Genomic DNA, 24,406 nt, shown 5'->3' with positions numbered 1-24,406 from the left:
CAATGGATTATTCACAGTTAAGTGATTTTGAAATTAACCGAATGGTAGGAGACATAATTTTTAAAGGCCTTTGGGCATGTAAGCCGGAAACGTCAGGGAATAACACCAACAAATTGTATTACGGAAACGCTGATACAACTTTTGAGCCATTAAACCATTTACCTGATTACTGCAATGATCCGAGTGCCTCATGGCCGATTATTGAGAAACACAGGATTTCTATCTTAGACCAGTTAACTGAATGGTGTGTGGATGCAAAAGGCGTAAGCCCAATATTTGATACCAGACCTCTCCGCGCCGCCATGATTGTCTTTCTCATGATGCAGGACGCCAATAATGCTTAGTCCATCCCAATCCCTTCAATACCAGAAAGAAAGCGTCGAGCGGGCTTTAACGTGCGCTAACTGCGGTCAGAAACTGCATGTGCTGGAAGTTCACGTGTGTGAGCACTGCTGCGCAGAACTGATGAGCGATCCGAATAGCTCAATGTACGAGGAAGAAGACGATGAGTGATTACCTGAAATGGTATCTCTGCCACCGCTGGTTAATTAAGTATGCTGTAAAAGACTGGATGACAGCGGATGCCAACAAGCTTAAGCAAAGAAAAGACTATTACTACGCCAGAATGAAGGAAAACTACTGCTCAATTCGCACTCGCATATTTATTAAAAAAGACCTTCAGTCAATTCTTCAATTGCGAGGGAAGGTAAATGGCTAACCTACGCAAAGAAGCGCGCGGCAGAGAATGCCAGGTACGTATTTACGGTGTATGCAATGGCAATCCTGAAACTACAGTTCTGGCACATTACCGGATGGCTGGAATTTGCGGAACTGGAATGAAGCCTGACGACCTGATCGGCGCATGGGCTTGTAGCGCGTGTCACGATGAAATCGACCGACGCACCCATAATCTCGACAACAAAGACGCCAGACTTTACCACCTCGAAGGCGTGATCAGGACGCAGGCGATACTGCTGAAGGAGGGGAAGATTAAGTCATGAACAAATATCAGTTTGTGCTTCCATACCCGCCGTCGGTGAATACCTACTGGCGAAGACGAGGAAGCCAATACTACATCAGCGATAAAGGCCAGAAATACCGAAAAGACGTTCAGCAAATCATCCACCAACTCAAGTTAGATATTTTCACCAAATCACGACTCCGCATCAAAGTTATCGCAGACGTTCCAGACTCCCGCCGCCGCGACCTCGACAACATCCTGAAAGGTTTACTCGACTCCCTTATCCACGCCGGATTTGCGGAAGATGACGAGCAATTCGATGACATTCGCGTAATTCGTGGCGTGAAAGTACCAGGCGGAAGGCTTGGAATAAAAATCACCGAACTGGAGAACGCATGAACGCCACAATTCAAACGATACCAGAGCTTCTTATCCAGACACGAGGCAATCAGACCGAAGTGGCGAGGATGCTTTCCTGCGCAAGAGGAACAGTGCTCAAGTACAACCGAGACAGCAAAGGCGAGCGTCACGTAATAGTTAACGGCGTCCTGATGGTCAAACAGGGCAAAAGGGGAAGGCCATGAGACTCGAAAGCGTAGCTAAATTTCATTCGCCAAAAAGCCCGATGATGAGCGACTCACCACGGGCTACGGCTTCTGACTCTCTTTCCGGTACTGATGTGATGGCTGCTATGGGGATGGCGCAATCACAAGCCGGATTCGGTATGGCTGCATTCTGCGGCAAGCACGAACTCAGCCAGAATGACAAACAAAAGGCTATCAACTATCTGATGCAATTTGCACACAAGGTATCGGGGAAATATTGTGGTGTGGCAAAGCTCGAAGGAAATACTAAGGCAAAGGTACTGCAAGTGCTCGCAACATTCGCTTATGCGGATTATTGCCGTAGTGCCGCGACTCCGGGCGCAAGATGCAGAGATTGCCACGGTACAGGCCGTGCGGTTGATATAGCCAAAACAGAGCAGTGGGGGAGAGTTGTTGAGAAAGAGTGCGGAAGATGCAAAGGTGTCGGCTATTCAAGAATGCCAGCAAGCGCCGCATATCGCGCTGTAACGATGCTAATCCCAAACCTTACCCAACCCACCTGGTCACGCACTGTTAAGCCGCTGTATGACGCTTTGGTGGTGCAATGCCACAAGGAAGAGTCAATCGCAGACAATATTTTGAATGCGGTCACGCGTTAATAGCATGATTGCTACGGATGGCAACATATTAACAGCATGATATTGACTTTTTGAATAAAGTTGGGTAAATTTGACTCAACGATGGATAAATGCACTCGTTAAATAAAGCCCTGAGTTTAACCGCTCGGGGCATTTTGCGTTTTAAGCACGACATTTCTGAAAGCGCCCTATCACCAATCACCAGAACACATCCAGATACCCTTGCTCATTCGTGGCGACGGGGTAGGGCGTTTTACACAAAAGAAAACCCAGCGCTATGGCTGGGATTCGTGAAAATGGGCGGCAAGAGACTGCGCTAACAGCCTCCTGCCTGATTTGCTCATGCCTTTAGTCACGAACAAACCACGTTACTAATCACTGTATCTTGGATTTGTTCTTTCCAATATCAACCAATTCATAACATTGAACAAATCCTCACGGTCGTGAGGTAAGACATGAAAAAGATGCCAGAAAAACATGATCTGTTAACCGCCATGATGGCGGCAAAGGAACAGGGCATCGGGGCAATCCTTGCGTTTGCAATGGCGTACCTTCGCGGTCGGTATAATGGCGGTGCGTTTAAGAAAACACTAATAGACGCAACGATGTGCGCCATTATCGCCTGGTTCATTCGTGACCTTTTAGTCTTCGCCGGACTGAGTAGCAATCTTGCTTACATAGCGAGTGTATTTATCGGCTATATCGGCACAGACTCGATTGGTTCGCTAATCAAACGCTTCGCTGCTAAAAAAGCCGGAGTCGATGATGCAAATCAGCAGTAACGGAATCACCAGATTAAAACGTGAAGAGGGCGAGAGACTAAAAGCCTATCCAGATAGCAGGGGGATACCAACCATTGGGGTTGGACATACCGGAAAAGTGGATGGTAATCCTGTCGTATCAGGGATGACAATCACATCCGAAAAATCGTCTGAACTGCTTAAAGAAGATTTGCAGTGGGTTGAAGATGCGATAAGTAGTCTTGTTCGCGTCACGCTGAATCAGAACCAATATGATGCACTATGTAGCCTTATATTCAATATAGGTAAATCAGCATTTGCTGGATCTACCGTTCTGCGCCAGTTGAATTTAAAGAATTACCAGGCAGCAGCAGATGCTTTCCTGTTATGGAAAAAAGCTGGTAAGGACCCTGATATTCTCCTTCCTAGGAGGCGGCGAGAAAGAGCGCTGTTCCTGTCATGATGTTCAACTGGAAAACGATGTTTGTTGGCCTGTTGCTCGTCTCGCTAATTGTTTCCGGTCGGCTGGCAAATCATTACCGTGATAACGCCATCTCCTACAAAGAGCAGCGCGATAACAAGGCCAGTGAACTGGAGAAGGCGAACGCCACCATTACTGACATGCAGCAGCGCCAGCTTGATGCTGATGCACTCGATGCTAAATACACGAAGGAGTTAGCTGATGAGAAAGCTGAAAATGATGCTCTTCGGCGCAAGCTTGATAATGGTGGTCGGGTGCTCGTCAAAGGCAAATGTCCTGTGCCATCCTCAGCCGAAACCTCCAGCGCCTCCGGCATGGGCAATGATGCCACCGTCGAACTCTCTCCAGTTGCTGGACGAAACGTTCTCGGTATCCGGGATGGAATCATCAGCGACCAAACAGCACTGAGAACGCTTCAGGAGTACATCAGGACGCAATGCCTGAAGTAATTTCCATCACATAGAAATTTAACAAGTGACTTTCAGGAAAATGCCTCGCATTTGCGGGGCTTTTTTACATCTGCAGTAAACCGCGCATCGCAGCGCGTAACAATCCCGAGTCTTTCAGAAAGCTGAGCCTGAGAACTGCCGTATATGGTGGCGACCATCTCGGGGCGGCTTTTCTGTGCGAACAGGCTCATCTTTCTAAAAGGTAAGACGCTATGAATATCGTTCCACTAAATTACAAAGGCGAACCTATCCGCTTCAATACTGATGGCTGGATTAATGCCACTGATATTGCAAAACGTTTCGGGAAGCGTCTGGATCACTGGTTGTCCAACACTGAAACTCTCGAATACGTTAGAGCTCTGGATGAGGTTTATTCAGGTGAGCCATCGAAAATTCTACATACCCGTGATTCCGGGTATGTAAAAACAAGCAAGGCACGAAAGGACAGGGGCGGCGGAACATGGCTGCATCCAAAGTTATCAGTTGCCTTTGCAAGATGGTGCGATCCGAAATTCTCCGTATGGTGCGACCTGCACATTGATAGTCTGCTTCGCGGTGAACTGACTGAGCAGCAGAAATATGAGCAAGCATGTCGCATTCGCGATGACCGGAAATCAAAAGCCAGCAATGGGGCAAGAGAGATGGCTCGCTGGCGATGGGATAAGCCGGTTATTGAAGCAAATGTTGAGTACTGGCGCGAGCAACTGCAGTTGACTCTCGATATCGCGTGCTGATGGCAAACGCAAAACTGCGTTATCGGAAAAATCAAAGCATTACGAGAGCTGAGCAACAGCTATCCATTACAAAGCCCATCTACGGGTGGGCTTGATAATGAAACCGGAATTTATTCTGGGTAACCAGTTACGGCAGTACCACGAAACAACCCAAGCCAGTAAGTGGGGAAATAACACTGGCAGCCACTGAAAGATGAACCTCCTGCCTTATGGCAAAAAAGATTCTTTGTGGTGGCGGACTGATGGAAAGACATCGGTTATTGCAGAGGCCATTCAATGAGTGGTCTAGACAATGGCTTATCCCAACAACCGGAGCCAACACAATGGCAGAGATTACAGCATTGACAGAATTACAGCAGATGAACCTCGATATCCTCCGTTTAGTTCAAAGCGATACCGCAGCAGCAGAGAAAGCGATCGCATTCGTTGCTGGAAGTAAGCTGAACTTCGAACTGTTCAAAGACCAACTGGTTTTGGCGCAGGGTGAAGGAACGGCATTAGCTCGCGCAGAAAAGGCTATTCGTGAGGCAAAAGAAGCGTTAGACCTGTTCACTGCCGGAGTATAATCATGGCAAATCCAAATTTCACGCCATCGTGGCCTCTCTACAAAGATGCTGACGGTGCATATGTGTCTGCTCTTCCGATTAAAGCTATCAAATACGCTAATGACGGAAGTGCAAGCGCAGAATTCGATGGTCCGTATGCTGACCAGTACATGTCAGCGCAAACAGTGGCCGTATTCAAGCCGGAGGTCGGTGGATATCTGTTCCGAAGCCAGTACGGCGAGCTGCTCTATATGAGCAAGACAGCATTTGAAGCTAAGTACACTTCCGCAAGCGGTTCAGTAACGAATGCAGATACGGCGGATAAGTTGTCAACGGCCCGTACTATCACACTAACCGGCGCTGTCACAGGTTCAACGTCATTTGATGGTTCGGCTAACGTGACTATCGCAACTACCCAAGGAAGCTAACTTATGGCAGCACCAAAGGGCAACCGATTCTGGGAGGCCCGCAGTAGCCATGGGCGTAACCCGAAATTCGAGTCGCCTGAGGCGCTGTGGGCTGCTTGTTGTGAATACTTCGAATGGGTGGAAGCTAACCCACTATGGGAGATGAAGGCGTTCTCATATCAGGGTGAGGTGACACAAGAGCCAATCGCCAAGATGCGAGCAATGACCATCACTGGCCTGACTCTATTCCTCGATGTGACGCTTGAAACATGGCGCACATATCGAATGCGAGAAGATTTATCTGAGGTCGTTACGCGAGCAGAGCAAATCATCTACGACCAAAAATTCTCCGGCGCAGCCGCTGACCTTCTCAACGCTAACATCATCGCCCGAGATTTGGGCCTCAAAGAGCAGTCGCAAGTTGAAGACGTGACACCTGATAAGGGAGATCGCGATAAGCGCCGCTCTCGTATCAAGGAGCTATTCAACCGTGGAACTGGACGCGATTCTTGATAGCCTGAGCGACGAAGAGCAAATCGAATTGCTCGAGCTACTCGAAGAAGAAGAGAACTACCGAAATACACACCTGCTATATGAATTTACGCCATACAGCAAACAGCGTGAGTTCATCGATGCCGGGCATGACTATCCAGAGCGATGTTTTATGGCTGGTAACCAGCTTGGTAAGTCATTTACTGGTGCTGCTGAAGTCGCGTTTCACCTTACCGGGCGTTATCCGGGAACAAAAGGCTATCCGGCTGATGGTAAATATGGCGGAGAGTGGAAAGGTAAGCGTTTCTATGAGCCAGTTGTCTTCTGGATTGGCGGTGAAACAAACGAGACTGTAACCAAAACGACTCAACGAATCCTGTGCGGGCGTATCGAAGAGAATGATGAACCCGGCTACGGATCAATCCCGAAAGAGGACATCATTAGTTGGAAGAAGTCACCATTCTTCCCTAATCTTGTTGATCACCTTCTTGTTAAGCACCACACGCCAGAAGGCGTCGAAGATGGCATCTCAATATGCTACTTCAAGCCTTACTCACAGGGCCGCGCCCGCTGGCAGGGCGACACAATTCACGGCGTCTGGTTTGACGAAGAGCCGCCATATAGCATCTATGGCGAAGGTCTTACCCGTACCAACAAATACGGGCAATTCTCTATTCTGACGTTTACCCCGCTGATGGGGATGTCTGACGTTGTCACCAAGTTCCTGAAGAATCCCAGCAAGTCTCAGAAAGTGGTCAACATGACCATCTATGATGCTGAGCACTACACCGACGAGCAGAAAGAGCAAATCATAGCATCCTATCCTGAGCATGAGAGAGAGGCACGTGCTCGTGGTATTCCTACGATGGGTAGCGGGCGAATCTTCCAGATACCAGAAGAGACGATTAAGTGCCAGCCGTTTGAGTGCCCCGATCACTTCTATGTTATCGACGCTCAGGACTTCGGATGGAACCACCCGCAAGCTCACATTCAGCTTTGGTGGGACAAAGACGCAGATGTTTTCTATCTGGCGCGTGTGTGGAAGAAATCAGAGAACACCGCAGTTCAGGCATGGGGTGCTGTTAAGTCGTGGGCTAACAAAATACCTGTCGCGTGGCCTCATGACGGTCACCAACACGAAAAGGGCGGTGGTGAGCAACTTAAAACCCAATATGCGGACGCCGGGTTCTCTATGCTTCCCGAACACGCAACGTTCCCGGATGGCGGTAACTCAGTAGAGTCAGGCATTAGTGAACTTCGTGACCTGATGCTTGAAGGAAGATTCAAAGTATTCAACACATGCGAACCATTTTTTGAAGAGTTCCGTCTATATCATCGCGACGAGAACGGCAAGATTGTCAAGACCAACGATGATGTGCTCGATGCTACTCGCTACGGCTACATGATGCGCCGCTTCGCCAGGATGATGCGCGATATCAGAAAGCCGAAAGAAAAGAAAATCCCCGCACCTATTAGACCAGTACGCAGAGGACGATAATGGCCGACAATGAAAACAGGCTGGAGAGCATCCTGTCGCGCTTTGATGCGGACTGGACAGCCAGCGATGAAGCCAGAAGGGAGGCCAAGAATGATCTCTTCTTCTCCCGCGTATCTCAGTGGGATGACTGGCTATCACAATACACAACCCTACAATATCGCGGGCAGTTCGATGTGGTACGTCCTGTGGTGCGCAAACTCGTTTCTGAGATGCGTCAGAACCCTGTTGATGTTCTGTATCGCCCAAAGGATGGAGCAAGTCCTGACGCTGCTGATGTGCTAATGGGCATGTATCGCACAGACATGCGACACAATACGGCAAAAATCGCGGTCAACGTCGCTGTTCGTGAGCAGATTGAATCTGGCGTAGGTGCGTGGCGTCTGGTCACTGACTACGAAGATCAAAGTCCGACGAGCAACAATCAGGTTATCCGTCGAGAGCCTATCCATAGTGCCTGCTCCCATGTTATCTGGGACAGCAACAGCAAACTGATGGACAAGTCTGACGCCCGTCACTGCACAGTTATCCACTCAATGAGCCAGAATGGTTGGGAAGGTTTCGCAGAAAAATACGACCTCGATGCGGATGATATTCCATCATTCCAGAACCCAAACGATTGGGTATTTCCATGGCTGACGCAGGACACAATTCAGATCGCTGAGTTTTACGAAGTGGTCGAGAAGAAAGAGACGGCGTTTATCTACCAAGACCCGGTTACGGGTGAGCCGGTAAGCTACTTTAAGCGCGATATTAAAGACGTCATCGACGACCTGGCTGATAGTGGATTTATCAAAATTGCAGAGCGCCAGATTAAGCGTCGCCGAGTATACAAATCGATTATCACCTGCACTGCTGTACTCAAAGACAAGCAGCTCATTGCTGGCGAACATATCCCAATTGTTCCGGTATTCGGAGAGTGGGGCTTCGTTGAAGATAAAGAAGTGTATGAGGGTGTCGTCCGCCTGACAAAAGACGGTCAGCGTCTGCGCAACATGATTATGTCGTTCAACGCCGACATCGTGGCCCGTACTCCGAAGAAGAAGCCGTTCTTCTGGCCTGAACAGATTGCAGGCTTTGAGCATATGTATGACGGTAACGACGATTACCCGTATTACCTGCTCAATCGCACGGATGAGAACAACGGAGAAATGCCAACTCAGCCGCTGGCATACTATGAAAATCCTGAAGTTCCACAGGCCAATGCCTATATGCTGGAAGCTGCAACCAGCGCAGTAAAAGAGGTTGCCACTCTTGGTGTAGATGCTGGGTCGGTTAATGGTAATCAGGTTGCATTCGATACCGTAAACCAACTCAATATGCGGGCTGACCTTGAGACATACGTGTTTCAGGATAATCTGGCTACCGCTATGCGCCGTGACGGTGAGATTTACCAGTCGATAGTTAACGACATCTACGATGTTCCTCGCAGCGTGACAATCACCCTTGAGGATGGCAGTGAAAAAGAGGTTCAGCTAATGGCTGAGGTTGTTGACCTTGCCACTGGTGAGCGGCAGGTACTGAACGATATCAGGGGGCGCTATGAGTGCTACACGGATGTTGGACCATCATTCCAGTCCATGAAGCAGCAAAACCGCGCAGAAATTCTTGAGTTGCTCGGCAAGACGCCACAGGGAACGCCAGAATATCAACTGCTGTTGCTTCAGTACTTCACCCTGCTTGATGGTAAAGGTGTTGAGATGATGCGTGACTATGCCAACAAGCAGCTTATTCAGATGGGCGTTAAGAAGCCAGAAACGCCCGAAGAGCAGCAATGGTTAGTAGAGGCGCAACAAGCCAAACAAGGTCAACAAGACCCGGCAATGGTTCAGGCTCAGGGCGTACTCCTGCAGGGGCAGGCTGAACTGGCTAAAGCTCAGAACCAGACGCTGTCCCTGCAAATCGATGCAGCTAAAGTCGAAGCGCAGAACCAGCTTAACGCTGCCAGAATCGCAGAAATCTTCAACAACATGGACCTCAGTAAACAATCTGAGTTTAGAGAGTTCCTTAAAACCGTTGCCTCATTCCAGCAGGACCGCAGCGAAGACGCTCGCGCAAATGCTGAGTTACTCCTTAAAGGCGATGAACAGACGCACAAGCAGCGAATGGACATTGCCAATATCCTGCAATCGCAGAGACAAAATCAACCTTCCGGCAGTGTAGCCGAGACACCTCAATAAGAGAGAGTTAATCATGGAACCAACCACCGAAATTCAGGCAACTGAAGACTTAACCCTGTCCGGCGATCATGCAGCGGCATCTGCTGATAGCTTAGTTGTCGATAATGCCAACGACAATGCAGGTCAGGAAGAGGGCTTTGAGATTGTCCTGAAGGACGATGAGACAGCACCAAAACAAGACCCGGCAAAGAACGCAGAATTCGCCCGCCGCCGCATCGAGCGCAAACGACAGCGCGAGCTTGAGCAGCAGATGGAGGCAGTTAAACGCGGAGAATTGCCGGAGAGTTTACGGGTAAACCCTGACCTTCCTCCTCAGCCAGACATTAACGCCTATCTGTCAGAAGAAGGCCTGGCTAAATATGACTACGACAACAGCCGTGCGCTTGCCGCTTTCAATGCTGCTAATACCGAATGGCTAATGAAAGCGCAGGACGCCCGCAGCAATGCCGTAGCAGAACAGGGCCGCAAGACTCAGGAGTTTACCCAGCAATCAGCGCAATACGTCGAAGCTGCCCGCAAACACTATGACGCGGCGGAAAAGCTCAACATCCCTGACTATCAGGAGAAAGAAGACGCATTTATGCAACTGGTTCCGCCTGCGGTTGGGGCCGACATTATGCGCCTGTTCCCGGAGAAGTCCGCCGCGCTCATGTATCACCTGGGGGCAAACCCGGAGAAAGCCCGCCAGTTACTGGCGATGGATGGGCAGTCCGCGCTGATTGAACTCACTCGACTATCCGAACGCTTAACTCTCAAGCCTCGCGGTAAACAAATCTCTTCCGCTCCCCCTGCTGACCAGCCGATTACCGGTGATGTCAGCGCAGCAAATAAAGATGCCATTCGTAAACAAATGGATGCTGCTGCGAGCAAGGGAGATGTGGAAACCTACCGCAAGCTAAAGGCAAAACTTAAAGGAATCCGATAATGGCTTTGAACGAAGGTCAAATTGTTACACTGGCGGTGGATGAGATTATTGAAACCATCTCCGCAATCACTCCAATGGCGCAGAAAGCCAAGAAATACACCCCGCCTGCCGCTTCTATGCAGCGCTCCAGTAATACCATATGGATGCCTGTAGAGCAGGAGTCTCCCACTCAGGAGGGCTGGGATTTAACTGATAAAGCGACAGGCTTGTTGGAACTCAACGTCGCGGTAAACATGGGAGAGCCGGATAACGACTTCTTCCAGTTACGCGCCGATGACTTGCGAGACGAGACTGCGTATCGTCACCGCATCCAGTCCGCCGCTCGCAAGCTGGCGAATAACGTTGAGCTGAAAGTCGCAAACATGGCCGCCGAGATGGGGTCATTGGTTATCACTTCTCCGGATGCAATCGGCACTAATACCGCAGATGCATGGAACTTTGTGGCCGATGCAGAAGAACTGATGTTCTCCCGCGAACTTAACCGCGACATGGGAACATCGTACTTCTTCAACCCGCAGGACTACAAAAAGGCGGGTTATGACCTGACCAAGCGTGATATCTTCGGGCGCATCCCTGAAGAAGCATACCGCGATGGCACCATTCAGCGTCAGGTTGCTGGCTTCGATGATGTCCTGCGCTCTCCGAAACTTCCTGTGCTGACCAAATCCACCGCAACTGGCATCACTGTATCCGGTGCGCAGTCCTTCAAGCCTGTCGCATGGCAACTGGATAACGATGGCAACAAAGTTAACGTTGATAACCGTTTTGCTACCGTCACCCTGTCTGCAACCACCGGCCTGAAACGCGGCGACAAAATTTCGTTTGCTGGCGTGAAGTTCCTTGGTCAGATGGCTAAGAACGTACTGGCGCAGGACGCGACTTTCTCCGTAGTTCGCGTTGTTGATGGTACTCACGTTGAAATCACGCCGAAGCCTGTAGCACTGGATGATGTTTCTCTTTCTCCTGAGCAACGGGCATACGCCAACGTTAACACCTCGCTGGCTGATGCGATGGCGGTGAACATCCTGAACGTTAAGGATGCTCGCACCAACGTGTTCTGGGCTGATGACGCCATCCGTATTGTGTCTCAGCCCATTCCTGCTAACCACGAATTGTTTGCAGGTATGAAAACTACCTCATTCAGCATCCCGGATGTCGGCCTTAACGGTATCTTCGCTACGCAGGGTGATATTTCCACCCTGTCCGGCCTGTGCCGTATTGCGCTGTGGTACGGCGTAAACGCGACACGACCGGAAGCAATCGGTGTTGGCCTGCCTGGTCAGACTGCGTAACTAACAGGGGCTTCGGCCCCTTTCTTATTTGAGGTGACATATGGGCGTAATGCTATATAAGCAGGGTCGTGGAACGAAGGTATGGGGCAAGGAAGTTCAGGCTAAAGTTGTCGACGACAGCGATGTAGAAGATCACCTTGACGATGGTTGGGTTAAGCACCCAAATGAGGTGCCGGAGACTAATGACGAACCAATCGGCGAGTCAGGAGTGGCCAAGAAAGACATGGGTGAAGTATCTGATGGATACCACACCTTTAACGAACTATATGCACATCGAGTGCGCCTGTTTTCAACACTAATGAATGCCTTCCCAGAAAGCGCATGGTGGAGCTTCCAGCATCATGACGGCGAGCAATGGGATGGATGGGTGTTAGCTGGCATCGACACCCCAAAAGGCGCGGTAACATACCACCTCCCAGAGAGTGAAATTGAACATCTGCCTAAAGGCACAGAAATTGAGTTTGGCAAGGAATGGGACGGCCACACGGCAGATGATGTGTTGAATCGTCTGCTAAGCCTGCGACCGAAAGAACCGGCAACCAAAGAACGCAAAAAGCCAGGACCAAAGCCTAAGGCGGAAAGCGATGCAGATAAAGACTAAAGGCGATCTGGCCAGGGCGGCGCTGCGTAAGCTTGGTGTAGCATCAGATGCAACTCTCACTGATATCGAACCTCAGTCTATGCAGGATGCTGTTGACGACCTTGAAGCGATGATGGCTGAGTGGTATCAGGACGGAAAGGGAATCATCACCGGCTATGTATTCTCAGATGATGATAATCCTCCCGCTGATGGTGATGATCACGGTCTTCGCTCAAGCGCAGTCAGCGCAGTATTCCACAATCTGGCCTGCAGAATTGCTCCGGATTATGCGCTTGAGGCTACCGCCAAAATTATCGCAACCGCTAAATATGGGAAGGAACTTCTCTATAAGCAGACCGCCATCGCCAGAGCTAAACGAGCGCCTTACCCGTCACGTATGCCAACTGGCAGTGGAAACAGTTTCGCCAATCTGAACGAATGGCATTATTTCCCCGGAGAGCAGAATGCCGATTCAACAACTCCCCATGATGAAGGGAATGGGTAAGGACTTCAAGAATGCCGACTACATTGATTACCTACCAATCAACATGTTGGCCACACCAAAAGAAGTCCTCGACTCATCGGGTTATTTACGCTCATTCCCGGGCATAGCGAAGCGCAACGATGTAAATGGAGTATCGCGCGGAGTTGAGTATAACACCGCTCAGAACGCTGTATATCGTGTTTGTGGCGGCAAGCTCTACAAAGGTGAAGCCGTAGTCGGTGATGTTGCCGGAAGCGGTCGCGTATCAATGGCACATGGTCGCACATCACAGGCGGTAGGCGTTAATGGTCAGCTCATCGAGTATCGCTATGATGGCGCGGTTAAAACCGTCTCAAACTGGCCTGCAGACAGCGGATTCACGCAGTATGAGTTAGGCTCAGTCCGTGACATTACTCGCTTACGTGGGCGTTATGCATGGTCAAAAGACGGTACAGATTCATGGTTTATCACTGACCTTGAAGATGAATCGCATCCTGACCGCTACAGTGCAGAATATCGCGCAGAATCGCAGCCTGACGGGATAATTGGCATAGGTTCATGGCGAGATTTCATCGTCTGCTTTGGCTCGTCGACGATAGAGTATTTCTCCCTGACAGGCGCAACCACCGTTGGCGCTGCGTTGTATGTCGCGCAGCCATCGTTAATGGTACAGAAGGGGATTGCCGGAACATACTGTAAAACGCCATTCGCTGATTCATATGCATTCATCAGTCACCCGGCTACTGGCGCACCTTCCGTCTACATCATCGGGTCAGGGCAGGCTTCACCAATTGCGACGGCCAGTATTGAGAAAATTATCCGCTCATACACGGCTGATGAACTGGCAACCGGGGTGATGGAGGCGTTGAGGTTCGATTCGCATGAACTGCTGATTATCCATCTCCCGCGTCATGTGCTGGTTTACGATGCCTCATCAAGCCAGAACGGGCCGCAATGGTGCGTACTGAAAACCGGTTTATACGACGATGTTTATCGCGCCATCGATTTCATGTACGAAGGCAACCAGATTACGTGTGGCGACAAGTCAGAAGCGGTGACAGGGCAGTTGCAATTCGACATTAGTAGTCAGTACGACAAGCAGCAAGAACATCTGCTGTTTACTCCCATCTTCAAGGCTGATAACGCCAGATGCTTCGATCTGGAAGTTGAATCCTCGACAGGCGTTGCGCAGTACGCTGGCCGCCTGTTCCTGTCTGCAACCACAGACGGAATCAATTACGGCCGCGAACAGATGATTGAGCAGAATGAGCCGTTTGTGTACGACAAGAGAGTTTTATGGAAGCGTGTAGGTCGTATTCGTCGATTAATCGGATTCAAACTGCGGGTAATCACCAAATCACCAGTAACACTATCCGGGTGTCAAATTCGTCTGGAGTAACATATGGCAGACCCGTCACTTAATAAGCCTGTCGTGGTTCAGGCTACACGCATTGATGCATCTATTCTCCCTCGCAACATATTCAGTCAGTCTTACCTTCTGTATGTCATAAATCAGGGTACTGATGTTGGCTCCATTGCAGAAAAGGCAAATCAGGCAGGAGGCGGTGCTTATGATGCGCAGGTCAGAAATGATGAGCAGGATTTAATTCTTGATGAGCACGAAAAAAGAATTGCAAAAACAGAAGAGGATATTTCAGGAATAAAAGTAAAGCTTCTTGAAATAGAGAATGATGTTAATGGCCTGAAAATAAAAGTTCAGGATATCGAGGGTAAGGTATCAGAGATAATCGTTGATTATGTTTCACTCAGCAGAACAGGAACTCAAACTCTTTCCTCATCCCTTAGCGTATCAGGAAATTATTCTGTTAACGGTACAAAAGTTGTTGGCGCTCGCCAGACTGGATGGACCGCGGCAACAGGTACGGCGAATAAAGGCGTATTCAATGCTGACCTGACATTCACCGTTAGCGATACTTACACGCAATCTGAAATACAGGCTATAGCCAATGCTCTAATTGCTGAGCGTCGGCGCACTAAGGCTTTGGAAGACACCTTGCGTGCACATGGGTTGATTGATTAATGATTACATTTACTCCAACACGCAACATCGACCTGATAGAAACTGTCGGCAACCATCCTGACATTATTGCCGGGAGCAACAACGGTGACGGATACGACTACAAGCCTGAGTGCCGCTATTTCGAAGTGAACGTACATGGTCAGTTCGGTGGCATCGTGTATTACAACGAGATTCAGCCGCTGACCTTTGACTGCCACGCCATGTATCTGCCTGAGATTAGAGGATTCAGTAAGGAAATCGGGCTGACGTTCTGGCGATACATTCTCGCCAACACCACCGTTCAGTGCGTTACATCATTTGCTGCACGCAAATTTCGCCACGGTCAAATGTACTGCGCAATGATTGGCCTTAAGCGTGTAGGAACCATCAAGAAATACTTCAAAGGCGTGGATGACGTGACGTTTTACAGCGCCACACGCGAAGAACTAATCGACTTCCTGAATCACGGGAGATAGCCATGTTATATGCATTTAAGCTGGGCAGGAAACTGCGCGGTGAGGAACCTCTTTACCCTGAAAAAGGCGGTAAAGGCGGCTCATCAAGCAGCGGAGCAAAAGAGGCCGCAAGAGCAACACAGTACGCCGCAGACCTGCAAAACCAACAATTCAATCGCGTGATGGAACAGTTGGCACCTTACGCCGCCGCAGGTTTGCCGGCTCTCCAGCAGATTCAGCAGCTATCAACGCTGGAAGGTCAGAACAGCGCTCTCAATCAGTATTACAACTCAGACCAGTATAAACAGTTGGCTGATCAGGCTCGCTATCAAAGCCTGAATGCAGCGGAAGCCACCGGAGGTCTTGGCTCTACAGCAACATCAAACCAAATTGCATCCATTGCACCAACGCTCGGGCAGAACTGGTTGTCAGGGCAGATGCAAAACTATGGCAACCTGTTAAACGTTGGTCAGTCTGCGGCAGCAGGCCAGGCATCGGCAGGACAGAACTATGCAAATAACGCAGGTAATCTTGCGCAACAGATGGCGGCGATCCGCTCTCAGAGTTCTGGTCAATCAACGCTTGGAAGTGCCATTAGCGGTGGTACAAGTGGTGCTCTTGCAGGAGCTGGTCTTGCCGGGATGCTTGGTGCATCGACGCCATGGGGTGCTGGTATTGGCGCAGGTATCGGATTGCTTGGCTCACTCTTCTAAGGAGTTATCGTGGCTACATTTCAACTCGCCGGGTTGCCATCAATGCAGGTAGCGAACCAGAACGCGCCCGGACAACCATCATTATCCAGTTACGACTTCAGCCAGCGCCCAAACGTTGGAGTTCAACTTGCTCAGGGGCTTGGCGCAGTTGGCCAGGCAATACAGCAGAATGAGGCTGCTCAGAGGCTTTCTGACTTTCAAAAAGCTTTCGGTCAGGCTTATGCGGCAGGTGATCGCGACGCCTTGCGTCAACTTGCAGCCACCAATCCAGACCAGATTGAAACAATTCGTCAGGGCATGGGGTTTGTTGATGCTGACAGAAATCAGGCGATGGGCGATATGTCTGCACGATTGAATATTGCCGCCGCTCAGGGGCCAGAAGCGGTGATGCGAGAGCTTGCCACTCACCAGAATACGCTGCAGCAAATTGGCGTATCTCCTGAACAGGCGTGGCAGACATATCAACAAAGCCCTGAAGGCTTCACGCAGTTAACAGACCTTATTGGAATGCACGCGGTAGGACCAGAAAAGTATTTTGATATTCAGGACAAGTTGACAGGTCGCGAGATTGACCGAGGTCGACTTGCTGAAACAATCCGCAGCAATAAAGCAGGGGAAGGACTTCAGGCTCGCGGGCAAAATATTACTATGCGCGGACAAGACATGTCAGCCTCTACAGCCCGCCGCGGTCAGGATTTGGCAATGCAAAGGGCAAACGCCAGAACGATATCAGGAGTCGACGGGAATCGGGTCGTTCAGCTTGCAGATGGTAGAACAGTCAACATTGACGGAAAACTTCACGGCGCAGGGGCTAATGCATTTTACGAAGGCATTGACGATAACGGCAATATGGTTCGCGTACCGGCAAGTGCTATTGCAGCACCTCCAACGTCTGCGGCAAGCGCACAGAACTACGCGATGAAGAAAGACATTGACGCAATCGCAAATGCAGATGCTTCTGCTCTCGATTTTATGACTGGCATGACTGGCGGAGCAGGAAATCCGGCAATTGGTGCAGATGTTCGCAGCCGACTCACAGGCAAAGAGCAACGCCAGTTATATAACTCCGCACAACGTATTCAGGGAAGAATGCAGAATCAGGGCGTGGCAGCAGCAAGAGATATGGGCGCTAGCGGTATCAACACCATTGCAGAAGTGAAGATGTATTTTCAGGGGATGCCGCAGGTTGACTACTCAAGCCCGGAGGCTATGCAGCAGTCTATTCGTGAGATTCAGGAATACACCAACAATTATAACCAGCAGTACAACGTTAATGTTGATAATGGTGGGCAGAAATCATCAAGGCAGCAGCCAGCGACTCAGCAATCAGTCGGAGTAAGCTACACGTCTAAATCTGGAATTCAATTCACGGTGGAATAATGAAAGTTACAGCCAACGGTAAGACATTCACATTCCCAGAAGGAACAAGCACTGAGGATATTGGATCGGCTATTGATGAGTATTTTTCTGGACAGTCTGCACAGCAGGAACAGCAGGGCACATCTATGACCCCAGGAAGCCAGCCACAGCAACAAGGCGGCTTCATTTCTGACCTTGGCAATGCTGCTGCAGAGACTGGGCGTGGATTACTACAGGCTGGCGTTAATCTGGCAAATATCCCGGCATCAATGGCTGATGCTGTCGCCAGCGCTGGGGCATGGGCTGGTCAGAAGCTTGGCATTGGTGACGGAACTTATCAGCCAGCGCCTCGCGTCACGACACAAGGACTTGAGCAGGGCTTTGTCTTGCAACAAGGTGCGCTTACTCCACAGACGACAGAAGGTAAAATCTTCTCTGAAGCACTGCCATATTTGACTCCTGTTGGGGTCGAGAGAATTGCAGCGCAGGCACCATCTATTGCCGGTCGAGTTGCTCAGGGTGCATCACGCTTGCTGGCGGAGAACGCTGTTGGTTCATTGGCTGCAAACAGTGAGCGTGATAATCCAGAAGCACTGGCAACAGACTTAGGAACTGGTGTTGCATTAGGCGGGGCAATCAATAAGTTAGGTAGAGCCGCTGGAGCTGCTTATCGTGGTATTCGCGGGACGATCGCACCAGAAGCGCAGCAGGCTATTCAGTTCGCTAATGCTGCAGATGTTCCTTTGCATACAACTGACGTTTTGCAGCCAAATTCCCGCGTCGGGCGCATGGCACAAACCACAGCTGAAAACATCCCATTTGCCGGGACAAGCACTATGCGAGCTAATCAGCAAGAAGCTCGCAGTCAGTTGGTAGATGAGTTTGCATCGCGATTTGGTGAATACGATCCGTCGATTGTAGTTGGTAGTCTGAAAGCAAAAACGTCAGGAATAAAGCGCGCAGCGGGGAATAGGCTGGAACAAGTGCAAAACGCAATGGCAGGCGTAAACATTCAGCCGTCAAAGGCAATTCAGCAGATTGATACTGAAATAGCCAGTTTGCAGAAACTTGGAAAGGTTGCGGATAACGATACGATTTCTAAGCTTCAGGCCTATCGCGATGAGCTTACCCGCAATGCTGGCGCAAGCGGTCCAGTGGCAATGGATTTGCAGCAGTTGAGCGGACTGAGAAGCCAGTTTAGGCAGGATGTTAAAGGAGAGAGAACGGTCTTGCCAAACCGATCTGACGCAGCTATTCAGCGCATTTACAACGCAATGACTAGTGATATCGATAGCGCCATCGGACAGAATCTTGGTAATGACACACTGCGTCGCTATAAGCAAGCTAACGCCATCTACGCTGACGAAGCAAATAAGCTACAGAATACGCGCCTTAAGAACGTGATCATGAAAGGAGACCTGACCCCTGAAGTGGTCAACAACATGCTATTCAGCAAGAACAAATCAGAAGTTCAGAATCTGTACCGGTCAGTCGGTCAGGTGGGGCGCGCTCAGATGCGCAACGGCATAATCGGAAAGGCCATGGAGAAATCAGGAGGCTCACCTGACCAGTTCCTGAGACAGGTTAACCTGATGTCTAACCAGACCGGTATAGCATTCAAAGGCCGTGATGCTGCGTATCTGAAGGGGATTAAGAATTATCTTGAGGCAACCAAGCGTGCCGGTCAGGCAGGAGTAACAACGCCTACAGGTCAGCAAACTATACCGTTCATCCTAGGTATTGGAACAGTAACTAACCCTGCACTGGTAGGTGTTGGTGGCGGGTATGGTTTGCTGGCAAGAATGTATGAGAGTGAACCAGCACGTAATGCAATGCTTCGCCTGGCTAATACTCCACGTGGTTCTACCGCATTCGAGAAAGCGTTAGCCGAAGTTGAGCGGGCTGTTAACTCTGTTGCTCAAGGCGCTAAATCAGATGCATTAAGCGAATAGCAGTCTACCAACTACGATGCCGAAGATAAGGAATGCAAAGTTCAATAAGTCTCTGTTCATAAATCCTCGTAGGAACCAATAGAGATCATTCTTTGATCTATATATTATCTGAATCCCTTACTTAATTGGGTGATGATAATGAAAAAAGGTGTGATGGTTGGCTGTTTTTGTGTATTTCTCGCTGGGTGCGCTACAGCAACAAAAACGTATGCTCCAGATGGAAGAGAGGCATATACCATAGAATGCTCTGGAGTAGGTGGTTCATGGGCTATGTGTCAGGCCAAGGCCGGAGATCTTTGTGGTTCAAAAGGCTATGACCTGATTAGCACTGGTAGTGATCAGGGAGCTATTGCAAACATTGACGGAAGTACTGGCAACGCATTTGCAACAAACACCATATCAAGAAGCATGTATATAGCTTGCAAAAAATGAGTAAAGCCCGGTTCGCCGGGCTATTTTTTTCGATAGAAATCTTTCAACTTTTCGAATACTAATTCTTGAATTTCTCTGGATACGATGTCTGCTTCGCGTTCAGCATCATCCCTGTATCCGATTACAGGCGTAGGCTTTTCAAGTGAATCAGCCACTATCTGCACTAGCTCTGCATTTAGTGACCTTCCGTTTGCCTTTGCCCTCTGCTTAACCTTTTCTTTCAGCTCGTAGGGTAGCCTGAGGTTAAATTGCGGGTCATCTCTTCCCATTTCTGATGCCTCACTTTTGTAAGTGGATCGGCATCATATGATCTACTGGTTGTATCCACAATAAGACCACCGTGGTCTTAATGACGCATTGCCGTAGCCACGCTGCGGCGATTCCTTGCATCTGGAGCACATTAAATGACAGATATCACTGCCAACGTAGTTGTTTCTAACCCTCGTCCAATCTTTACTGAATCCCGTTCGTTTAAAGCTGTTGCTAATGGGAAAATTTACATTGGTCAGATTGATACCGATCCGGTTAATCCTGCCAATCAGATACCCGTATACATTGAAAATGAGGATGGCTCTCACGTCCAGATTGCTCAGCCGCTAATTATCAACGCAGCCGGTAAAATCGTATACAACGGCCAACTGGTGAAAATTGTCACCGTTCAGGGTCATAGCATGGCTATCTATGATGCCAATGGTTCTCAGGTTGACTATATTGCTAACGTATTGAAGTACGATCCAGATCAATATTCAATAGAAGCTGATAAAAAATTTAAGTATTCAGTAAAATTATCAGATTATCCAACATTGCAGGATGCAGCATCTGCTGCGGTTGATGGCCTTCTTATCGATGTTGATTATCATTTTTATAATGGAGAGAAAGTTGATTTTGGTGGTAAGGTTCTGACTATAGAATGTAAAGCTAAGTTTATAGGAGATGGAAATCTTATTTTTACGAAATTAGGCAAAGGTTCCCGCATTGCCGGGGTTTTTATGGAAAGCACTACAACACCATGGGTTATCAAGCCTTGGACGGATGACAATCAGTGGCTAACGGATGCCGCAGCGGTCGTTGCCACTTTAAAACAATCGAAAACCGATGGGTATCAGCCAACCGTAAGCGATTACGTTAAATTCCCAGGAATAGAAACGTTACTCCCACCTAATGCAAAAGGGCAAAATATAACGTCTACGTTAGAAATTAGAGAATGTATAGGGGTCGAAGTTCATCGGGCTAGCGGTCTAATGGCTGGTTTTTTGTTTAGAGGGTGTCACTTCTGCAAGATGGTAGACGCCAATAATCCAAGCGGAGGTAAAGATGGCATTATAACCTTCGAAAACCTTAGCGGCGATTGGGGTAAGGGTAACTATGTCATTGGCGGACGAACCAGCTATGGATCAGTAAGTAGCGCCCAATTTTTACGTAATAATGGTGGCTTTGAACGTGATGGTGGAGTTATTGGGTTTACTTCATATCGCGCTGGGGAGAGTGGTGTTAAAACTTGGCAAGGTACTGTGGGCTCGACAACCTCTCGCAACTATAATCTGCAATTCCGCGACTCGGTCGTTATTTACCCCGTATGGGACGGATTCGATTTAGGTGCTGACACTGACATGAATCCGGAGTTGGACAGGCCTGGGGACTACCCTATAACCCAATACCCACTGCATCAGTTACCCCTAAATCACCTGATTGATAATCTTCTGGTTCGCGGGGCGTTAGGTGTAGGTTTTGGTATGGATGGTAAGGGCATGTATGTGTCTAATATTACCGTAGAAGATTGCGCTGGCTCTGGCGCGTACCTACTCACCCATGAATCAGTATTTACCAATATAGCCATAATTGACACCAATACTAAGGATTTCCAGGCTAATCAGATTTATATATCTGGGGCTTGCCGTGTGAACGGTTTACGTTTAATTGGGATCCGCTCAACCGATGGGCAGGGTCTAACCATAGACGCCCCTAACTCTACCGTAAGCGGTATCACCGGGATGGTAGACCCCTCTAGAATTAATGTTGCTAATTTGGCAGAAGAAGGGTTAGGTAATATCCGCGCTAATAGTTTCGGCTATGATAGCGCAGCGATTAAACTGCGGATTCATAAGTTATCAAAGACCTTAGATAGCGGAGCATTGTACTCCCACATTAACGGGGGGCCCGGTTCTGGCTCAGCGTGGACTCAACTTACTGCTATTTCAGGTAACACACCTGACGCTGTATCATTAAAAGTTAACCACAAAGATTGCAGGGGGGCAGAGATACCATTTGTCCCTGACATCGCGTCAGATGATTTTATAAAGGATTCCTCATGTTTTTTGCCATATTGGGAAAATAATTCTACTTCTTTAAAGGCTTTAGTGAAAAAACCCAATGGAGAATTAGTTAGATTAACCTTAGCAACACTTTAGATATGTAATAAAAATGGGTGTAAACACCCATTTTTATTTTATGGTAAATGTTCTATAGCTAATTAAACCTAACAACTATGGTTTCCCCTACAACACCAATATCGTATACGTTATTACCAGATTTTTTCCACCCATTTTCAAGTTTCACCTCTTTGTCATATAGTCTGTAATTTCTGGAGAACACATTTCTTTGCATTAACACCTCTGACCATATCCAATTATTGTTAATAATGCGTGGTATTAACTCTCTCATTAAAGGATGCTTTATTACTATGTTTTCATTTATTGATGCATACGGTTCTGTGCCAATGAATTTTATATTTTTCTTGTCTCTTCCAAATCCAAGATAATCTATGTCTTGAGATATTCTATTTACAATGCTTTCCTCAAGCTGAAACTGTGCATTTATGGCATTGTAAGCACCATAAGAAAATATTGTTGATATTAAAAGAATAAAAGAAAAATATATTCTTGATATTAACTGCTTATCTTCAAAAGCATAGAATACGCATAGGCAACAAAAAAACATAAAGCCACCCATACCAATCAATACCCTCGGTGCGTATATTGGTGATTTTAGAAAAATCATTGGTCCAATGATGAAAAACATTGATGCTAATAAAATTAAAACTACTAGCAAGAACTTTGTTTTCTTATTTTCATCTCTTTTGATTACTTTTAAAACTATGACTATCAAAGAAATGATTAGCGCAAAGAATAGCGAGTAGTAGATTAAGTAATTATCGCCATTCAAGATCGTGCTAAACATTCTATAAAATGATAAGACGTTAGAAATTATCCCTTCAAATAAACTTGAGTTTATCTCTATAATCTTACTATGTTCGATATTGTAAGAACCTGTTACAAGTCTTTTTGCAATAAAGTAAGAATAGGAAAAATATCCTATTATTAAACCAGCGACAGAAGATGCTGTATTTTTTGTGATATTTGAAATTGAGTTTTTCTTAACCACATCTGAAATTATAAAGGCCAACAAGAATATTGCGTAAGTATTCAGCGCAGCCTGATAAAGACTAAGGAATGCAATGGTTAAAATGGATGATATTATGATATTTATAGGCTTGTATTGATAAGCGACATACGATGAGATAATAGATATTGCCACACTCATACACATTGTTAATGAATCATATCTATATGATAGATTTTCAATAAAGAATGGGTTTGCCAAAATCATCATAAAACAAAGAGATGCTGTGATGTAGTCATCTCCAAACAGCTTTTCCCTGACGCAGGATAGTGCCAATGCTAAAATAACTATCCCTAGCATTAAAGGTAGCGGAGAAGCATCTATAATTGGGGTTCCAAAATTAATGATATAGAAAATAAAGTCGGAAAGTGGGCGACCATTGCCTGACCAACCCAACCCGCCATATAAAGACCTACCCAAGTCATCAACGAAAAATGATTGATGTGTCAATAAAGGAAATGTATATATAATCGCCAATCCAAGAAAGATTGATATAAATATCCTGTCATTACTATTAAATTTCACTTTTAAAACCCTTACGCTTTAATATGTATTTAGGCCGCTGTTTGGTTTCTATGTAAATTCTACCAATATATTCTCCAAGAATACCTATTCCTATCAATTGAACGCCACCCAGGAAAAGAACAGAAACAAGAAGAGACGGGTAGCCAGGAACATTATTTCCAAATATTAATTTATCAATAATCATCCATGCACCGTAAAGGAATGACATACCTGCAATAAACAATCCAATGTAAGTCCATATGCGGAGCGGAAATGTTGAGAAAGAAGTTATTCCCTCCAGCGCCAGGTTCCATAATTTCCAGCCGTTGAATTTCGAATCACCGGCCACGCGTTCGGCACGGGCATATTTAACAACATCCGTTTTTCCGCCAACCCAACTGAGCACACCCTTCATAAACAAGTTGCGTTCTGGCATTTGTTTGATGTTCTCGACAACCGCACGGCTCATTAACCTAAAGTCGCCAACATTTTCTTCGATTTTTGGATTGCTGATTTTATTATGCAGCTTATAAAACCATTCAGCTGTCTTACGCTTCATGCGCCCGTCAGTTGAGCGGTCTGAGCGCTTAGCCAGCACCATATCCGCGCCAGCCTGCCACTTCT

The 24,406-nt window shown here is 47.8% G+C and carries 31 protein-coding genes; 28 read left to right on the top strand and 3 right to left on the bottom strand.

Annotated elements, in window-relative coordinates:
- The first annotated feature begins 2 nt into the window (after positions 1 to 2).
- From J4685_RS19770 to J4685_RS19635, 27 genes are all read left to right on the top strand, one after another.
- Entirely contained in the window at positions 3 to 344 is a 342-nt protein-coding gene (locus J4685_RS19770) for a phage protein NinX family protein (RefSeq protein ID WP_011233124.1), read from the top strand.
- Entirely contained in the window at positions 337 to 513 is a 177-nt protein-coding gene (locus J4685_RS19765; RefSeq protein WP_000950962.1) for a protein NinF, read from the top strand. Before J4685_RS19770 ends, J4685_RS19765 begins: the two co-directional genes overlap by 8 nt.
- Positions 506 to 718, top strand: coding sequence for a hypothetical protein (locus J4685_RS19760; protein WP_001286918.1), 213 nt, complete (start codon positions 506 to 508; stop codon positions 716 to 718). Before J4685_RS19765 ends, J4685_RS19760 begins: the two co-directional genes overlap by 8 nt.
- On the top strand, positions 711 to 1,001 hold the full coding sequence (locus J4685_RS19755; RefSeq protein ID WP_000002244.1) for a DUF1364 domain-containing protein: 291 nt from the start codon (positions 711 to 713) through the stop codon (positions 999 to 1,001). The genes J4685_RS19760 and J4685_RS19755 overlap by 8 nt, the downstream gene beginning before the upstream one ends.
- A complete protein-coding gene (locus J4685_RS19750) occupies positions 998 to 1,360 on the top strand; it encodes a RusA family crossover junction endodeoxyribonuclease (protein ID WP_001046347.1) in 363 nt (120 codons plus the stop codon). Before J4685_RS19755 ends, J4685_RS19750 begins: the two co-directional genes overlap by 4 nt.
- Entirely contained in the window at positions 1,357 to 1,545 is a 189-nt protein-coding gene (locus J4685_RS19745) for a protein ninH (protein WP_000994515.1), read from the top strand. Before J4685_RS19750 ends, J4685_RS19745 begins: the two co-directional genes overlap by 4 nt.
- Positions 1,542 to 2,165 (top strand): antitermination protein, encoded by a 624-nt coding sequence (locus J4685_RS19740; RefSeq protein ID WP_001235452.1) that lies wholly within the window; start codon positions 1,542 to 1,544, stop codon positions 2,163 to 2,165. The genes J4685_RS19745 and J4685_RS19740 overlap by 4 nt, the downstream gene beginning before the upstream one ends.
- A 434-nt stretch (positions 2,166 to 2,599) precedes the next feature.
- On the top strand, positions 2,600 to 2,926 hold the full coding sequence (locus tag J4685_RS19735; protein ID WP_000738703.1) for a phage holin, lambda family: 327 nt from the start codon (positions 2,600 to 2,602) through the stop codon (positions 2,924 to 2,926).
- The gene (locus J4685_RS19730; RefSeq protein WP_001167374.1) at positions 2,910 to 3,347 is read left to right on the top strand and encodes a lysozyme; all 438 of its coding nucleotides are present in this window, start codon (positions 2,910 to 2,912) and stop codon (positions 3,345 to 3,347) included. The genes J4685_RS19735 and J4685_RS19730 overlap by 17 nt, the downstream gene beginning before the upstream one ends.
- Before the next feature lie 17 nt (positions 3,348 to 3,364).
- On the top strand, positions 3,365 to 3,814 hold the full coding sequence (locus tag J4685_RS19725) for a lysis protein (protein ID WP_011233123.1): 450 nt from the start codon (positions 3,365 to 3,367) through the stop codon (positions 3,812 to 3,814).
- Between the two features lie 212 nt (positions 3,815 to 4,026).
- Positions 4,027 to 4,548 (top strand): KilA-N domain-containing protein, encoded by a 522-nt coding sequence (locus tag J4685_RS19715; protein WP_001028469.1) that lies wholly within the window; start codon positions 4,027 to 4,029, stop codon positions 4,546 to 4,548.
- Positions 4,549 to 4,871: 323 nt separating this feature from the next.
- Positions 4,872 to 5,114 (top strand): DUF2560 family protein, encoded by a 243-nt coding sequence (locus tag J4685_RS19710; protein ID WP_000808100.1) that lies wholly within the window; start codon positions 4,872 to 4,874, stop codon positions 5,112 to 5,114.
- Between the two features lie 2 nt (positions 5,115 to 5,116).
- Entirely contained in the window at positions 5,117 to 5,521 is a 405-nt protein-coding gene (locus J4685_RS19705; protein ID WP_012532521.1) for a hypothetical protein, read from the top strand.
- Between the two features lie 3 nt (positions 5,522 to 5,524).
- Positions 5,525 to 6,013: a DNA-packaging protein gene (locus J4685_RS19700; protein WP_000729925.1), complete on the top strand. Its 489-nt coding sequence runs from the start codon at positions 5,525 to 5,527 to the stop codon at positions 6,011 to 6,013.
- Complete coding sequence (locus J4685_RS19695; RefSeq protein WP_000417866.1) at positions 5,991 to 7,490, top strand: terminase large subunit; 1,500 nt, start codon at positions 5,991 to 5,993, stop codon at positions 7,488 to 7,490. Before J4685_RS19700 ends, J4685_RS19695 begins: the two co-directional genes overlap by 23 nt.
- Positions 7,490 to 9,667 carry a portal protein gene (locus tag J4685_RS19690; RefSeq protein ID WP_000774658.1) on the top strand — a complete coding sequence of 726 codons (2,178 nt, stop codon included), beginning with the start codon at positions 7,490 to 7,492 and terminating at the stop codon, positions 9,665 to 9,667. Before J4685_RS19695 ends, J4685_RS19690 begins: the two co-directional genes overlap by 1 nt.
- Before the next feature lie 13 nt (positions 9,668 to 9,680).
- Positions 9,681 to 10,592: a scaffold protein gene (locus J4685_RS19685; protein ID WP_000433852.1), complete on the top strand. Its 912-nt coding sequence runs from the start codon at positions 9,681 to 9,683 to the stop codon at positions 10,590 to 10,592.
- Entirely contained in the window at positions 10,592 to 11,884 is a 1,293-nt protein-coding gene (locus tag J4685_RS19680) for a P22 phage major capsid protein family protein (RefSeq protein WP_001196936.1), read from the top strand. The genes J4685_RS19685 and J4685_RS19680 overlap by 1 nt, the downstream gene beginning before the upstream one ends.
- 40 nt (positions 11,885 to 11,924) lie before the next feature.
- Positions 11,925 to 12,485, top strand: coding sequence for a hypothetical protein (locus J4685_RS19675; RefSeq protein WP_000538674.1), 561 nt, complete (start codon positions 11,925 to 11,927; stop codon positions 12,483 to 12,485).
- Positions 12,469 to 12,969 carry a packaged DNA stabilization gp4 family protein gene (locus J4685_RS19670; RefSeq protein WP_001166094.1) on the top strand — a complete coding sequence of 167 codons (501 nt, stop codon included), beginning with the start codon at positions 12,469 to 12,471 and terminating at the stop codon, positions 12,967 to 12,969. Before J4685_RS19675 ends, J4685_RS19670 begins: the two co-directional genes overlap by 17 nt.
- Positions 12,929 to 14,347, top strand: a complete 1,419-nt coding sequence (locus J4685_RS19665) for a packaged DNA stabilization protein gp10 (protein WP_001122416.1) — start codon at positions 12,929 to 12,931, stop codon at positions 14,345 to 14,347. The genes J4685_RS19670 and J4685_RS19665 overlap by 41 nt, the downstream gene beginning before the upstream one ends.
- A gap of 3 nt (positions 14,348 to 14,350) precedes the next feature.
- Entirely contained in the window at positions 14,351 to 14,989 is a 639-nt protein-coding gene (locus tag J4685_RS19660) for a hypothetical protein (RefSeq protein WP_000774919.1), read from the top strand.
- On the top strand, positions 14,989 to 15,444 hold the full coding sequence (locus J4685_RS19655; protein ID WP_000627703.1) for a DUF2824 family protein: 456 nt from the start codon (positions 14,989 to 14,991) through the stop codon (positions 15,442 to 15,444). Before J4685_RS19660 ends, J4685_RS19655 begins: the two co-directional genes overlap by 1 nt.
- A gap of 2 nt (positions 15,445 to 15,446) precedes the next feature.
- Entirely contained in the window at positions 15,447 to 16,136 is a 690-nt protein-coding gene (locus J4685_RS19650) for a hypothetical protein (RefSeq protein WP_000964851.1), read from the top strand.
- A 9-nt stretch (positions 16,137 to 16,145) separates the two neighbouring features.
- Positions 16,146 to 17,516, top strand: coding sequence for a phage DNA ejection protein (locus tag J4685_RS19645; RefSeq protein ID WP_000190212.1), 1,371 nt, complete (start codon positions 16,146 to 16,148; stop codon positions 17,514 to 17,516).
- On the top strand, positions 17,516 to 19,447 hold the full coding sequence (locus J4685_RS19640; RefSeq protein ID WP_000868979.1) for a hypothetical protein: 1,932 nt from the start codon (positions 17,516 to 17,518) through the stop codon (positions 19,445 to 19,447). The genes J4685_RS19645 and J4685_RS19640 overlap by 1 nt, the downstream gene beginning before the upstream one ends.
- A gap of 138 nt (positions 19,448 to 19,585) precedes the next feature.
- Positions 19,586 to 19,879 carry a hypothetical protein gene (locus J4685_RS19635; RefSeq protein WP_071533035.1) on the top strand — a complete coding sequence of 98 codons (294 nt, stop codon included), beginning with the start codon at positions 19,586 to 19,588 and terminating at the stop codon, positions 19,877 to 19,879.
- A 20-nt stretch (positions 19,880 to 19,899) separates the two neighbouring features.
- Here J4685_RS19635 and J4685_RS19630 read toward each other — a convergent pair whose 3' ends face one another.
- The gene (locus J4685_RS19630) at positions 19,900 to 20,148 is read right to left on the bottom strand and encodes an Arc family DNA-binding protein (RefSeq protein ID WP_000532177.1); all 249 of its coding nucleotides are present in this window, start codon (positions 20,146 to 20,148) and stop codon (positions 19,900 to 19,902) included.
- A gap of 135 nt (positions 20,149 to 20,283) precedes the next feature.
- Here J4685_RS19630 and J4685_RS19625 point away from each other — a divergent pair, with 135 nt between their 5' ends.
- Positions 20,284 to 22,287 carry a tail spike protein gene (locus tag J4685_RS19625; RefSeq protein ID WP_000129927.1) on the top strand — a complete coding sequence of 668 codons (2,004 nt, stop codon included), beginning with the start codon at positions 20,284 to 20,286 and terminating at the stop codon, positions 22,285 to 22,287.
- A 58-nt stretch (positions 22,288 to 22,345) separates the two neighbouring features.
- Here J4685_RS19625 and J4685_RS19620 read toward each other — a convergent pair whose 3' ends face one another.
- Entirely contained in the window at positions 22,346 to 23,803 is a 1,458-nt protein-coding gene (locus J4685_RS19620) for a glucosyltransferase domain-containing protein (protein WP_000671498.1), read from the bottom strand.
- Positions 23,793 to 24,406, bottom strand: a 614-nt coding sequence (locus J4685_RS19615; RefSeq protein ID WP_208202757.1) for a glycosyltransferase, incomplete at its 5' end; no start/stop codon positions are given. The genes J4685_RS19615 and J4685_RS19620, both read right to left, overlap by 11 nt.

This window comes from Salmonella sp. 32100201201700099SM (genome assembly GCF_017572645.1).
GTDB lineage: Bacteria > Pseudomonadota > Gammaproteobacteria > Enterobacterales > Enterobacteriaceae > Salmonella > Salmonella enterica.
The sequence above is the reverse complement of the archived record's forward strand: the minus strand, read 5'-3'. Positions and strand labels throughout refer to the sequence as shown.

Excerpts from the sequence above, each read along its gene's own strand:
- J4685_RS19735 (WP_000738703.1), top strand. The coding sequence starts at position 2,600 with ATGAAAAAGATGCCAGAAAAACATGATCTGTTAACCGCCATGATGGCG.
- J4685_RS19755 (WP_000002244.1), top strand. The coding sequence starts at position 711 with ATGGCTAACCTACGCAAAGAAGCGCGCGGCAGAGAATGCCAGGTACGT.
- J4685_RS19770 (WP_011233124.1), top strand. The coding sequence starts at position 3 with ATGGATTATTCACAGTTAAGTGATTTTGAAATTAACCGAATGGTAGGA.
- J4685_RS19655 (WP_000627703.1), top strand. The coding sequence starts at position 14,989 with ATGATTACATTTACTCCAACACGCAACATCGACCTGATAGAAACTGTC.
- J4685_RS19665 (WP_001122416.1), top strand. The coding sequence starts at position 12,929 with ATGCCGATTCAACAACTCCCCATGATGAAGGGAATGGGTAAGGACTTC.
- J4685_RS19635 (WP_071533035.1), top strand. The coding sequence starts at position 19,586 with ATGAAAAAAGGTGTGATGGTTGGCTGTTTTTGTGTATTTCTCGCTGGG.
- J4685_RS19710 (WP_000808100.1), top strand. The coding sequence starts at position 4,872 with ATGGCAGAGATTACAGCATTGACAGAATTACAGCAGATGAACCTCGAT.
- J4685_RS19715 (WP_001028469.1), top strand. The coding sequence starts at position 4,027 with ATGAATATCGTTCCACTAAATTACAAAGGCGAACCTATCCGCTTCAAT.
- J4685_RS19750 (WP_001046347.1), top strand. The coding sequence starts at position 998 with ATGAACAAATATCAGTTTGTGCTTCCATACCCGCCGTCGGTGAATACC.
- J4685_RS19700 (WP_000729925.1), top strand. The coding sequence starts at position 5,525 with ATGGCAGCACCAAAGGGCAACCGATTCTGGGAGGCCCGCAGTAGCCAT.
- J4685_RS19740 (WP_001235452.1), top strand. The coding sequence starts at position 1,542 with ATGAGACTCGAAAGCGTAGCTAAATTTCATTCGCCAAAAAGCCCGATG.
- J4685_RS19675 (WP_000538674.1), top strand. The coding sequence starts at position 11,925 with ATGGGCGTAATGCTATATAAGCAGGGTCGTGGAACGAAGGTATGGGGC.
- J4685_RS19670 (WP_001166094.1), top strand. The coding sequence starts at position 12,469 with ATGCAGATAAAGACTAAAGGCGATCTGGCCAGGGCGGCGCTGCGTAAG.
- J4685_RS19725 (WP_011233123.1), top strand. The coding sequence starts at position 3,365 with ATGTTTGTTGGCCTGTTGCTCGTCTCGCTAATTGTTTCCGGTCGGCTG.
- J4685_RS19650 (WP_000964851.1), top strand. The coding sequence starts at position 15,447 with ATGTTATATGCATTTAAGCTGGGCAGGAAACTGCGCGGTGAGGAACCT.
- J4685_RS19685 (WP_000433852.1), top strand. The coding sequence starts at position 9,681 with ATGGAACCAACCACCGAAATTCAGGCAACTGAAGACTTAACCCTGTCC.
- J4685_RS19640 (WP_000868979.1), top strand. The coding sequence starts at position 17,516 with ATGAAAGTTACAGCCAACGGTAAGACATTCACATTCCCAGAAGGAACA.
- J4685_RS19765 (WP_000950962.1), top strand. The coding sequence starts at position 337 with ATGCTTAGTCCATCCCAATCCCTTCAATACCAGAAAGAAAGCGTCGAG.
- J4685_RS19760 (WP_001286918.1), top strand. The coding sequence starts at position 506 with ATGAGTGATTACCTGAAATGGTATCTCTGCCACCGCTGGTTAATTAAG.
- J4685_RS19705 (WP_012532521.1), top strand. The coding sequence starts at position 5,117 with ATGGCAAATCCAAATTTCACGCCATCGTGGCCTCTCTACAAAGATGCT.
- J4685_RS19745 (WP_000994515.1), top strand. The coding sequence starts at position 1,357 with ATGAACGCCACAATTCAAACGATACCAGAGCTTCTTATCCAGACACGA.
- J4685_RS19660 (WP_000774919.1), top strand. The coding sequence starts at position 14,351 with ATGGCAGACCCGTCACTTAATAAGCCTGTCGTGGTTCAGGCTACACGC.
- J4685_RS19625 (WP_000129927.1), top strand. The coding sequence starts at position 20,284 with ATGACAGATATCACTGCCAACGTAGTTGTTTCTAACCCTCGTCCAATC.
- J4685_RS19690 (WP_000774658.1), top strand. The coding sequence starts at position 7,490 with ATGGCCGACAATGAAAACAGGCTGGAGAGCATCCTGTCGCGCTTTGAT.
- J4685_RS19630 (WP_000532177.1), bottom strand. The coding sequence starts at position 20,148 with ATGGGAAGAGATGACCCGCAATTTAACCTCAGGCTACCCTACGAGCTG.
- J4685_RS19680 (WP_001196936.1), top strand. The coding sequence starts at position 10,592 with ATGGCTTTGAACGAAGGTCAAATTGTTACACTGGCGGTGGATGAGATT.
- J4685_RS19730 (WP_001167374.1), top strand. The coding sequence starts at position 2,910 with ATGCAAATCAGCAGTAACGGAATCACCAGATTAAAACGTGAAGAGGGC.